Here is a 13537-nt window from a genome sequence, read left to right as displayed (position 1 = left end):
ACTTCACACTAAAACTATCTTTTATACTTCTTATTAAATTAATTCAATTTTCTTATACACTTAGTTAAACAGACAGTAAAATAACTTATTCAAGACCCTTTTTATATTAGAGATACTATAGTCTATTCCGTTACTTTACTTTCATCCACGCGTTTAGAAATTTTACGCATAATTGGATCAAGAACTGGTTTGACTAAGATGCCTAAAATAAAGAATCCTAGTCCAAATAGTATTAAGATAATCATTTTCGTAATTAAAATTTCTGGTACAATGCCACCTACCGTTTCACGTAAGGAATCTATCACATACGTGAATGGTAAATATGGTGAAATCGTTTGGAAGAACTTAGGTGCAGTTACAACTGGGAATGTTCCTCCACCACCAGCGATTTGTAATACTAGTAAAATGATTGCAATAGCTTTACCTGGATTTCCAAGTAATGACACGCATGTGTACACAATCGTATTAAAGACAATAGCACCACACAGTGCGACTAAGATAAATAAGGTCGGCGATTCAACCTGCGCTTTCAAAATAACCAAGTCACCAATCGTTACAATCAACGTTTGAATGATACCCATCATTATAAAGAAAGCACCTTTACCTAAATAAATTTGACGTTTCGTCAACTCATCTGTCAAGGCTTCATGTTTATTATCTACAGACAATAAACTTACTAGTAATAATGCCCCTACCCATATAGATAAAGAGGTATAGAATGGTGTCATACCTGAACCATAATCTTTAACTGGAAAGACATCTACTTGCTTCTTATGAATAGGATTCGCAATCACGTCGGCTTGTTTCTTCAAGTCATTCTTCAACGCATCAATCACTTTATCTACCGCATCATCTTCGTCTAATTTTTTAAATATTTTATTCGCTTTGTTTAAATCTTTTTCAATATCTGGCAAACGGTTTTCAGAGAAATTAGCTAAGTTTGCTAACGCTTCTTTCGCACGTGGTTGATTTTGATTTAATAAATCAACGGCATTGTCATACTTATTGAACAATGTCGGCAAGTTTGTATTTACTGTTGCTGTCGCATTCGCAAGTTGTTGCTCTAAATCTGGCAAATCATTACGAACAAAGTCAGCTGCATTCGCTACGTCTTTTTTCACTGTAGGGAAATATTTCTGAGCAGTTTGCATCGCATTAATATAGGTTTGTTCTAAAGCAGGTAATTCGCTTTGAATGTTAGCTATACGATTCTGTCCATCTGTAACTATATCCTGACCAGCAATGATAACACGATTAATCGTATTTAATTTAGATTGAACGTCTGATAACGTATTCTGACCTTTGTTTAATTCTTGTGTAATTTGATTAGATACAACTAACAAACGATTGTTTAAGTCATTTTTAATGAAATCACGATAGTTACCTAACGCTTTATTTAAATCTGGTAACGAACGTAATACGTTAACTGCTTCTGCTTTACCTGAACTACCATTTTTCAGTGCATCAATGAGTTGATTCGTTGAACGTAATGAATCGCTGATACGATTATTGGCACTCTCAACTTGTTTAATTTGAGACGATAAATCGACATGTTCTCTTTTTTCTAATTCTTTTAACACGTCTATCAATTGTTGATTACTTTTCGAGCTATTTTCAAGACGTGTTTTTAAGTTACGTAACATGTCATTAAATTCCGTTGGTCGATTAGAACCAATAACACCATAAGATATATCTTTCAAGGCTTTAATGTCTGACTGTGTTGCTTTCGCTTGATTATCAGAATTACTTGAAAGTGTTAATAATGCTTCTGCAAGCGCACTATTCATAGACTTCACGTCATTGTTTGAGACGATTTGATTATCATTTACCGTGTCCTGGCTATTATCTGTGCTCAACTTCTGAATTTGATATTGAGGAAGTCCCGATGTACTTTGTTGACGCAATGCACTATTGGCTTGGTTATTTACTTCTTGAGCACGCCCTGCCGCTTCTTGATAATCACCTACACGTTGCTGAGCAGATGTAAGATAACCTTGTGCATCATTTAAACGCGTATTCGCTAGATCAAACCCCTCACTAGCAATATCCACGCCTCTATTAATCTTAGGAAATTGTGCCGGTATATCATTAGAAGCTACATCTAATAATTTCTCAATGTTCGGCATATATTCATTAAGTGCTAAGATGAGTTTTGCCTTTTCGTTAAGTGACGGAATGGCCGCATTCACATCATTAAGCTTTTGTTGCGCATCTAAAATATCACCTTTGTAGTTACCTAACGCACGGAATTGATTTGCATATTTATCAAGATCATCCTGATGATCATTCAAATATTCAATTCGATCCGCAATTTTATTGATTTGTGGTAATGAGTCATGTGCTGCATAAACTGCATTTTTAATTTTATTAATTGTAGGTACTTCATCCTCGAGTTGAATACCCACTTTATTCGCTTCTTGTAGTAACGCTTTCGTGACGGTTTCATTGAACTGTTTATTCGCTTCGTCTACGATGACCGTTGACCCTGTATCGGTCATTTTCGGTGCGACGGCATTGATTTTTTGATTAACTTTATATTCGATATCGGCTTTTTGTGGTTTCTTTCTTAATGTGCCAGTAATTTGATGCGAGAATTCTTTAGGTATGTATATGCCAGCATAGTATTTACCCATTTTAATTTCATGGTCTGCCTTTTCCCGGCTAACAAATTGCCAATCAAATTTATCGTTTTTCTTAAGATTGTCTTCTAATGTATTACCAACATTAATTTTCTTGCCACGAACTTTGTCACCCTTGTCCTCGTTTACAACGGCAACCTTGATATGACCTGTATGACTATAAGGATCCCACATAGCCCATAAGTTGAACCAAGCATAGAAAGACGGTAATATCGCAAGTCCTGCTAGTATAACCCAAACTGCTGGCGTCTTAGCAACTCGCTTCAAGTCCGTTATAAATAATTTTAGTGCGTTTTTCATTTTCACACTCCTAAAAATGAAATATTAAGATTTTATCTCAAAATGATATTAAGCATTGTTTTTTTCTTTATAGAGTTAGTATAATACTTTTATTAAGCAAAGTAATAATTAGTTGATACTTATCAACTAAAAATCATAATAAATATTATATCAAATTCTGATATATTCGCATACCACCATAGTTAATTTGATAGGAGGAAAAGAGCGTAATGTCGAAGCATAAATTCATGATTTACTTTTTAACAACAACGCTAGTATTGCCAACATTTACGACTAGCATTGCACATGCTGAAGACACAAACGAAGATGCTAAGGTGAAATCATCTAGCACACAAGAAGAACAGACTGAACATAATAAAGATGCAAATGACAATAATACTAATGAAGCATCTCAACCAGACGATACTCAGTCCGATAACACATCTTCTGAAGCACCTACTAAGGAAGATTCGAAGAACAAGATAAAACGAGAAAAGTCTAAGACATCAGATACGTCATCAGAGGAGAAAGATGATGACAACACAAGCGTATCTCGCAGTCATCAAAAGCGTTATAAAGATACAAATAGCACTTACCGTACACCCCTTTCTCCAATCTTTGACGCAACACATTCTAGTGGTTTACCTGCTTCTAACTTTTTAAATCCTGATTTATATCAAAATGGATTTAGCCTAACTCATTTAATTGCATCATTATTTAATTTCGATAGTGATATTTCAGATTATGAGCAACCCACAAGCGCTAGTGAAACAGCTGATGACACGCACTCTACAAATGAGCAAGATAGTGATGCACAAGACCAAGATCAAACAGAACATAGCGCTTCATCTTCTGACATAACGGATCGCGACAAAAATGACATAAAGCAAAGTAGTGAGCAAGCTAACCAATCAGATAAGACTTCACAACAAGATGAGACAGATACAAATCAACAATCAACTGCCAATCAAGATAAGGACGATGCAAGTGTTAGTAAAGCGTTAGATGCCATTGATGATTTAGTCTCAGATGAAACAGATGATGATAAAGATAACCAAGGAAGTAATAATACAGATGACACTGATCATCAATCAAATAATGACGACACAAGCACCGACTCAAACAATGATTCTAGTAAAACATCATCTTCTAATAGTAATAGTCTGTCTGAATCTGCCTTAGACACTGTGCTCGATAAATACAGTGAAGATGCTAAAAAGACGCATCAAGATTTCGAATCATCTAAAAAGGATAACGCATCAGACACATCTAAAGATGAAAAATCAAAAGAGAGCACTAATAAAGCAAGTAACCCTCAGTTGCCAACTAAGAAGGAGCTTGAACATAAAACTACACCTGCACAGTCATTTGAAGATGACTTTAAGCAAAATAATACGCGTTCAACTAGTCTGTTCCAAACATTACCTCAACTTAATGGTAGTGACGTAACGGATGGCGATATAACAGTTGTTGAAAATAAAGGTACGCGTGACTTTATTAAGTCTATCGCTAAAGATGCACATAAGATTGGTCAAGATAAAGATCTTTATGCCTCAGTAATGATTGCTCAAGCTATTCTTGAATCTAGTTCAGGAAACAGTACCTTAGCACAAGCACCTAATTATAATTTATTTGGTATTAAAGGTAGTTATAAAGGACAATCTGTAAACTTTAATACGCTAGAAGCTGGTAGTGACAACAGTATGTTTAGTATTAATGCTGGGTTCCGTAAATATCCAAGTACTAAAGCATCATTGGAAGATTATGCTGATTTAATTAAAAATGGTATCGACGGTAATCCAACAATTTATAAACCTACTTGGAAGCATGAAGCTATAGATTATCGTGACGCGACACGACATTTAAGCCGTACGTATGCTACAGACCCTAACTATGCTACTAAATTAAATAGCTTAATCAAGCACTATCACTTAACTGATTTTGATAAGAAAAAAATGCCAGATTTAGATCGCTATGCTAAACAAACATCTAGTGGAGAAGATGCTTCAGGTAGTAAGTTTAAATCATTTGAAATCACAGATTCATCTTCACCTTATCCTCAAGGTCAATGTACATGGTATGTATACGAACGTGTTCAACAATTTGGTAAGAAAGTAGGTAGCGACTGGGGAGATGCCCATAACTGGGATAACCGTGCAGAAAGTGATAACTATGATGTCAGTCAAACACCGTCTACACATAGCGCAGTCGTCTTTGAAGCAGGACAAGCTGGTGCGCATGATGTATATGGTCATGTTGCCTTTGTTGAAAAGGTAAATAAAGATGGCTCTATCGTCATCTCAGAATCTAATGTCAAAGGTTTAGGCATTGTGTCATATCGTACAATTGATGCTAGCACAGCTGAAGACTTACACTATATTGAACCTAAATAAAGCTGATGTGAGCTAGATTAATTAAAGTAATTTAAATAATAGATCAAAAAGGCAATTTCTATTTTATTACAATAGAAATTGCCTATTTTTATTAGATTAAGCGTTTATCCGATTTATCTTTTATGATTTTTGCTCTAAAACTTCTTCGACTTCATTTTTAATTGTTGTAACATGTGGTCCGTAGACAATTTGGGCACCATTACCTCGAATAATGACACCTTTAGCATCTGTTGTCATTAAAGTATCTTTACTTAATAATGATCCATCTTTTAAAGTTACTCTAAGTCTAGTAGCACAACAGTCTACTTCCTCAATATTAGTAGCACCACCTAAACCTTTGATAATAGTATCAGCACGTTCCGTAGCTTCAACACTTTCAATTTGTTCTTTATCTTCACGTCCAGGTGTTTTGAAATTAAATTTAATAATTAAGAATCTAAAAATAATGTAATATAAGCAGAACCAAACGATTCCAATTGGTATAACCCATAAGTAATTCGTTTTAGAATTACCTTGTAGTACACCGAATAATATATAGTCAATGAATCCACCACTAAATGTTTGTCCTACTGTAATATTAAATATATCCGCCATCATAAATGCTAATCCATCTAAGAAAGCATGAATTAAATATAAAACAGGTGCAACAAATAAAAATGAAAATTCTAATGGTTCAGTTATACCTGTTAGGAATGATGTCAATGCAGCTGATAACATTAATCCTCCAACTACTTTTTTATGCTCTGGCTTAGCTGTATGGTAAATAGCTAATGCTGCACCGCACAACCCAAACATCATCGTAATAAATCGACCAGACATATATCTAGATATACCAGAGAAGTAATGTGTTACACTCGGATCACCTAATTGGGCTAAAAAGATATTTTGAGTACCTCGTACCATATGTCCATTTACTTCTAATGAGCCCCCAAGTCCTGTTTGCCAAAATGGTAAGTAAAAAATATGATGCAATCCAAAAGGACCTAATAGACGTAATATAAATCCAAAGAAGAATGTTCCAATAGCTCCAGTCTTTTCAACTAATCCTCCGGCATTAAAAATCCAACTCTGTACTGTTGGCCAAACAAAAAACATAATTACGCCTAGAAATATTGAGCTAACTGCAGTAATAATAGGTACAAAACGAGAACCACTGAAGAAGCCCAAATAGGCAGGTAATTCAATTTTATTAAACTTATTATGTAAATATGCTGTTAAAATACCTGTTACGATACCACCAAACACACCCGTCTCAATTGTTTGGATGCCTAATACCATACTTTGTCCTTTTTGAGCTAATTCTGTTGTTTTTGCTAAATCATCTGTAATTTGTAGCATTCCATTCATAGTTGCATTCATTATCAAAAAGCCAATTAGTGCTGCTAATCCTGCTGTTCCTTTGTCACTACGTGCTAATCCTATAGCTACACCAATAGCAAATATTACTGGTAAATTTTGAAAAACAATGTTTCCAGCAGAAGACATTAGCGTAAATATGTTTTGTAGTAATGTAATATCTAAAAATGGATATGCTTTTACAGTATTAGGATTACTCAATGCTCCACCAATCCCAAGTAATAGACCTACTGCTGGTAAAATGGCAATTGGTAACATGAATGATTTCCCAAATTGTTGTGCTTTCTCAAATAATTTATTCATTTTTATTACCTCCTTTGAAATAAAATCACTCTATATTCGTACTGACAACGCTTTCTTAAATAGAAATATAATACTAAAGAAAATTTTAATCAATATCATTACCTAAAATGAAAAACATTTTCAAAATAATATACATAAATTTTTCTAATTTAAAGACCATACCTATTAAAAAACTGCCAACAGCGTCGTAGACACCGTTGACAGTTCTAATATTTAATTCTTCTATTATGAATAAATTAATACTTGAGTGACAAGCATGCCACCACCGAAGATGAATACGAAGGCAACGACTGGCCATACGAATTTCAACCAGTGAGAGTACTTCATGTCTAGCATTTGTAATGTTGCCATTATCAATCCTGTTGGTGCTAAGAATAACATTGCATATTGACCAAATTGATATGCTGTTACGATAACAAATCTAGGAATACCTACTGTATCAGCAAGTGGTGCAAAGATTGGCATTGCAAGCACTGCTAAACCAGAAGATGATGGAATAATGAAACCTAGGAAGAAGAAGATAATCAACAATATTACAATGAAGATCGGTCCACTTACACCTTGTACAAGTGATGAACTGAAGTTCAAGATTGTATCTGAGATTAATCCATCATTCATAATCATATTGATACCACGTGCCAAACCAATGATTAGTGATACCCCTACCAAACTTGATGCACCTTCTACAAATGCATCGACGACCACTTTCTCGCCAAGTCCATCTTTACCTAATGCTACCATCAACATAATTACAATTGTAAATGCTAGGAACATTGAGGCCATGATTGGGAACCACCAACCTTGTGTCATAACGCCCCACACCATGATTGGGAATGGTAAGATGAATAAAATTAAAATGATTTTTTTGCGTAGTGTAAATGGTTTTTCTCCGCCATCATCGTTAATAACTGACCATTGATTTTCAAATTTAGTTTTATCTTCATATGTGTAAGATGTTTTAGGATCTTTTTTAATTTTTTTAGCGTACCAGTATAAATAACCCACTGTGAATATTGTTGCCACAATTAAGCCAACAATTCTCCAATATAAACCATCTACGAATGTTGTACCTGCTGCATTTGATGCGATAACAACTGAGAATGGGTTAACTGTTGAGAATGTACTACCTACAGAACTTGCTAGGAAGATTGCCCCAACACAGATAATTGAGTCATATCCCATGGCGATAAAGATAGGTACGAGTATTGGATAAAATGCTACCGCTTCTTCTTCAATACCACAAAGCGTACCACCTAGTACCATGAATACTGATACCATGAATACAAGTAAAAATTCATGACCTTTAGTTTTTTTAGTAAGTGCTAAAAGTCCTGATTCAAATGAACCACTCTTTTGTACAACACCAATGAGTCCACCTAATACTAAAATAAATACCATTACATCGACTGCTTCAATTGTACCGTTAACCATGCTTGATGTAATTTGATCTGGTCCAGCAGGTTTTTGTTCTAATCGTTCGTATGTTCCAGGAATTGAGATAGGTTTATTGATGGCACCTGATTTAAATTGGTCTACATCAATTTTTACACCTAATTTATCTAATTGTTCTTGTGTTCCAGGGACTGTTTTTGATTTATTATGAGCATCGACAATTTTAAATTCATGAGCACCGCCATCATAAGATAACTTAGAGTATGCACCAGCCGGTATCATCCACGTTGCCATAACAGCGATTACAGTTAAAATAAATAAAATTGTAAATGCGCCAGGCATCTTAAGCGAGAATCGTTTTTTTCGTCCTTTGCTAGTGCTATTAGTAACTTCGTTAGTGTGTGTCATCCTTTTCAACCCCTTCAAGTATTTTTTTATCTATGAAAATGCTATACACCTTTAAAACGTATACTTTGTGAAAATTTGTTAATTAAGCAACTTTGTGAAAAATTTCTCAATTTCTTTTTCCACTATTAGTGTATGTCTAATGCACTTTACAATCAATATGAATATTAAATAAAGTGTAAATATTTTTGAGTATTCCATAATTATTTCACATAACTTTACCAATAATTTCTCAAAATTCACTTGCTATTTTCAGGAAATTGTGCAAGCGCTTTCTTAACCGACGTTGAGCCTCTTTTCCAAAAAATAAGCGTAGATAACATAAGTAAGTAATGATTACTCAATTATCCACGCTTTAAGTTTGTATTTATTGTTTTGTTTTTTGTTGTTTACGACGACCTAACCCTATTAATGTGCCCCCAGCAATCACTAATAACACTGTTACTGGTAGCCAAGACTTTTTAACTACTTCCCCAGTATTTGGTAAAGATAGATTCCCTTCATCATCAAATAAACCACTTAAAAATCCATCATCATCGCCTAATTGTCCTAATGATAATCCTTGTACAGGATTAGGAATATCTTCAATATTGTCTAACAGACTTCCTCCTGAATTAAGACCATCTAATAAACTACTACCAGTTAGTCCATCTAGTAAATGAGACCCTTGATTAAGAGAGTTAGAACTTGATGCACTACCATTAATGCGATCAAATAGCGAAGGTCTATTTGTAATAGGATCTAAGATATAACTCAAATTATTTTTTGCAGTGTCGAGTTTATTTTGCAACTGTAATAAATCACTAGCAGTACCGTTTAATGCGTTTTTCACTAAATCTAACGCATTAGCTTTATCGTTTTGCGCTCTAGCAATAAGATCTGCCAACGCCTTCGCTTGTGTTTGATTTAACTTTGTAGCTAATAACGTTTCGATGGTTTGTTTAGGGTCTGACGATTTGTCAAGTACGTCTTTAAGAATATCATCAGCTGTTATTTTTTGATTTGCGTTAATTTTTTGCTTCACTTGATTTACTAATTCTGAGCTAGATAAGTTCTCTTTAGCAAGCTGTTTAGCTATTTGTGATGCCTCATTATTTCCTAAACGTGTTGAAAGCAATGTTTTGATTAAAGCCTCTTTATCAGGCGCTTGATCAAACATGGATGCCAAAATATCATCACTTGTTGTCGTTTTGAGGTTGTCGATATGTTTCATCATTTGATCTGTTATTTGCTTATCTGACTGACCGTTAGTTTTAATCTTCTTGGCTATCTTTTGAGCTTCGTTTTTACTAAAGACACTTCCTAAGATTTGTTCGACTGTTGCTTGCTTATTTGAAGATTGTTCTAAGCGACCACTTATTTCATCTCGGTTCGCTTTAACATTTTGTCGAACAATTTTAATATCTTTTTCAACATTTTGCTTTTGCTCATTAGTCAAATTGTTGTTTTGCTTTACTTGTTGTTCTAACTGTCTCAATTGCTCAAGTTTATGGTCACTATAACGTTTCGATGTGTTATCTTGTTGATTTTCAACTTTTGTAATGGCTTGGTCAATTTTTTGATTAGCAGATAATTCGTCAGTTAATGCATCAACATGACCCTCTTTTGAATCAATCTTGTTTGACTTATGGCTGTCTTCATCTTTATCTATCTGTTTGATACCACTTAGAATACTTTTATCTGATGCAGTATTAGTATTATTTTTTGATTGCGATTCTGTTGAATTGTCGTCTTGAATGGATGAGTCAGTTTGATCTCGAATATCTTCTACAGATGAATGTGCACTTTCTTTAGTTGATTCTATGTCATTTTTAACATTATCCATTTCATCCAATATTGAGGTATCATCATTTTTATCATTTATTTGATTCTTATTGTTTTGAGAAGACGCTGATTGTCCACTACTTATTTGGCTATTTTCATTATTATTTGTGGAATCTTGTTCCGACTTCATATCGCCATTTTGTTGATGGGTATCAACCTTTTCAGATAAAGAATCTAAATCGGCTATTACTTTATCTAATTCATCTAGCTTATTTTCTTCATTCGTTGATGATTGCTTAGCAGTTGAGAGTGAAGATTCATTTGAAGTGCTTGCTTTTTCACCAGTTTCTTTAGTACTTTCCTCATTTGATATACGGTCTTCTTCCTGTGCATCCCTTAAAATTTGATCAATTTCAGACTGATTACGTGCATCTTCAATATCTTCTTTATAACTCTTAATATCAGTGGCTTGTAGGTACTTCAAACGGTCAATTTTTGCTTTCGCTTTATCTATCGCTTTATCAAGTTTATTTTGAACAGATGTCATTTCACTTGAAACGTTGTCAATGCGGTCATTTGATTGTGCAAATCCATCTTTGGTAAATCCATAACCCACTAATGTTCCACTCATTAACAACACTGAACATGACACTTTTAAATACGAATTAAATTTAGAATGTTGTCTAAGCTTCTTCATGCATGTCACCCTTTTTATTAATATTCCACTTCATTATATAACATTTAATTTAAAACTTATACTTCTATTTTTTGAAAATTAATTAAAGGTTCCAAACATTGACCAGTCTTAGATTTTTATAATTTTATACGTTTAGTGTTGATTTTTTTAGTATCTGTAACCTTAACAGAGTATTGGTACGCATTAGTTAAATCTATAAGAGATAAGAATTTATTATGACCAGCACCTGTATCAATATCTAGTAAATTTTTCTTTTTATATAATTCATCATTTTTTAACCCATAGCGATAATTTGGAATATGACCATGTATCAAATATTTATTTTTAGGGATGTTTCTATTTAAATTATGGTTATAATGACCAGTAGTATATTCCTTAATCTGTTTATTTAAAGGCTTAGACGTATCTATACCAGCATGCGCAAATATGTAATTATCTATGACCTCGATTGTCGACAATTCTCTTAAAAATTTGTGCCAGCGTTTGATTTTTTTATCTTTACTTTCTAACCAACGCATCTCATGATTGCCAGCCAAGGCAAGTGCACCTCGACGTTTTAAGCGTTTCACTAACTTCAAAGTCCCAAATGAATCGGGTCCATTATTAACATAATCTCCCATTAAAACGAGTTGATCTTTTCTCACATTAAAATTAACTGCCATTAAAAGAGTGACGAGTGCCTTCCGATGACCGTGAATATCAGAAACCACAAGTATCCTTTCTTTCATACTTCCTTCTCCCCTAACCTACGACTTATTGCATATTAATATAAAACCACTGTTTAACTAACTTTAAACAAATTATTAACGTGTCCTCAAAATTCTTTATTTATTATAGAAAATAGTATAAACAAAATATATATTTTGGGGAAATCAATTTATGAATACAAAGCAATTACTCATCTTTAAACATTTCGTTGAAGCACAAAACGAAAACGCCGTCGCTGAAAAACTTGGTATCACACAACCAACGGTAACATTTCATTTAAAAAACTTAAGCAAAGAATGTGGATTACCTCTATATTTCAAAAAAGGTAAACATTTCAACCTCACTGAAGCCGGTGAATTACTTTATCGGAATGCGAATAAAATGCTTAATTTAATAGAAGAAACAACAGATATGATGGAAGATTTCAAGCAATCTAAACGAGGAACTTTAAGAATTGGTGCGAGTCATGCTCCGATCTATAGCATTTTACCATCAACATTTAAAAACTATATGCATGAACATCCGAATATAGATATTAACTTAACAGTAGATACTGCGCCAATTATTATCGAGAAAGTTAAAAACCGTAAGATTGATATTGCTGTCATAGCTGAAAAAGGGTTTAACGAGGGGGAACTACAAGTTAAACGTCTTCATGAGAATCCATTAGTGCTTGCTATGGACAAACGTCACCCACTTGCTCAAAAAGATCATCTTACTTTAGAAGATATTAGTAGTTACCGTTTTATCATTCATAATAGCGGAGCAACTCGAGACAGTATAGACGAATGGCGTAACAAGAACTTTATCAACTTAGACGTTCACATGGAAACCAATAGTATTAGCAGTATCCTTACAACAATAAAAGATTCAAATTACTTAAGTTTAGTCAGTGAAAATGCTATAAGTCATCATTCAAGCATTATTAGTAAGACTTTGCCTAATGCCCCAACCACAAGTTACATCTCACTCATATACCGTAATGATAGACATCTCACTTCTATTATCCAAGATTTCATCACATTAATATATAACACTAAATAGTTCCTGCAAATTTGAGCAATCACGTTGATTAAATATTTATTAACATGATTGCTCTTTAATACTATCCGCCCTTCTACAGTTGCTTTCTGTTTCTTTTCTCAAAATAATTCAAATACGTATAGTTTGAAAAGTCAGTTTATTATTACCTTTATAAAATATTAAGAATGTATAAATTTTGTTAATAAACATTCCAAAAAGTTATAACAATTTTACAATATATTAATAAATCGCTATAAAAAAATACGCTTACATAATATAATAGATTTGAAAGAAAGATATACATATTAATCAATTTGCTATTGTACTTTTTTGATTAGGAGGTACGGTTAATGCTCGTTCTTTCCATCATTTTATTACTTTTAGGTCTAATTTTAATCGGTATTAGTAGATTTGTTGCATACCAACGTAACATTGACCTCAGAGAAAAAATTTATATTCCTGGCGTAATTTTTGTTTTAATAGGCGCATTACTTCTCCTGTTTTATTTAATGAACTAACTACATCGCAAGTCTACATACCAAATTATTTTCAGGTATACCATCATCACGAGGTTACCT

Annotated in this window: 7 protein-coding genes; 2 read left to right on the top strand and 5 right to left on the bottom strand. The window is 33.6% G+C overall.

What is annotated here, in order from left to right:
- Positions 1-122: 122 nt before the first annotated feature.
- Positions 123-2939 carry a YhgE/Pip domain-containing protein gene (locus EQ029_RS01375; protein WP_057504870.1) on the bottom strand — a complete coding sequence of 939 codons (2817 nt, stop codon included), beginning with the start codon at positions 2937-2939 and terminating at the stop codon, positions 123-125.
- A 209-nt stretch (positions 2940-3148) separates the two neighbouring features.
- Between EQ029_RS01375 and EQ029_RS01370 the strand changes: the two genes are divergently transcribed.
- Entirely contained in the window at positions 3149-5311 is a 2163-nt protein-coding gene (locus tag EQ029_RS01370) for an amidase domain-containing protein (protein WP_057504871.1), read from the top strand.
- Positions 5312-5431: 120 nt separating this feature from the next.
- Here the strand turns inward: EQ029_RS01370 and EQ029_RS01365 are convergent, their stop codons facing one another.
- From EQ029_RS01365 to EQ029_RS01350, 4 genes are all read right to left on the bottom strand, one after another.
- Positions 5432-6970 (bottom strand): PTS transporter subunit EIIC, encoded by a 1539-nt coding sequence (locus EQ029_RS01365; protein WP_033079667.1) that lies wholly within the window; start codon positions 6968-6970, stop codon positions 5432-5434.
- A gap of 225 nt (positions 6971-7195) precedes the next feature.
- Positions 7196-8770: a YfcC family protein gene (locus tag EQ029_RS01360; protein WP_057504872.1), complete on the bottom strand. Its 1575-nt coding sequence runs from the start codon at positions 8768-8770 to the stop codon at positions 7196-7198.
- 364 nt (positions 8771-9134) lie between these two features.
- Positions 9135-11228: a hypothetical protein gene (locus tag EQ029_RS01355; protein ID WP_041615064.1), complete on the bottom strand. Its 2094-nt coding sequence runs from the start codon at positions 11226-11228 to the stop codon at positions 9135-9137.
- 116 nt (positions 11229-11344) lie between these two features.
- Positions 11345-11956 carry a metallophosphoesterase gene (locus EQ029_RS01350; RefSeq protein ID WP_057504873.1) on the bottom strand — a complete coding sequence of 204 codons (612 nt, stop codon included), beginning with the start codon at positions 11954-11956 and terminating at the stop codon, positions 11345-11347.
- 151 nt (positions 11957-12107) lie between these two features.
- Between EQ029_RS01350 and EQ029_RS01345 the strand changes: the two genes are divergently transcribed.
- On the top strand, positions 12108-12980 hold the full coding sequence (locus tag EQ029_RS01345; protein ID WP_037558363.1) for a LysR family transcriptional regulator: 873 nt from the start codon (positions 12108-12110) through the stop codon (positions 12978-12980).
- The last annotated feature ends 557 nt before the right edge of the window (positions 12981-13537 follow it).

The organism is Staphylococcus haemolyticus, assembly GCF_006094395.1.
Taxonomy (GTDB): domain Bacteria; phylum Bacillota; class Bacilli; order Staphylococcales; family Staphylococcaceae; genus Staphylococcus; species Staphylococcus haemolyticus.
The sequence above is the reverse complement of the archived record's forward strand: the minus strand, read 5'-3'. Positions and strand labels throughout refer to the sequence as shown.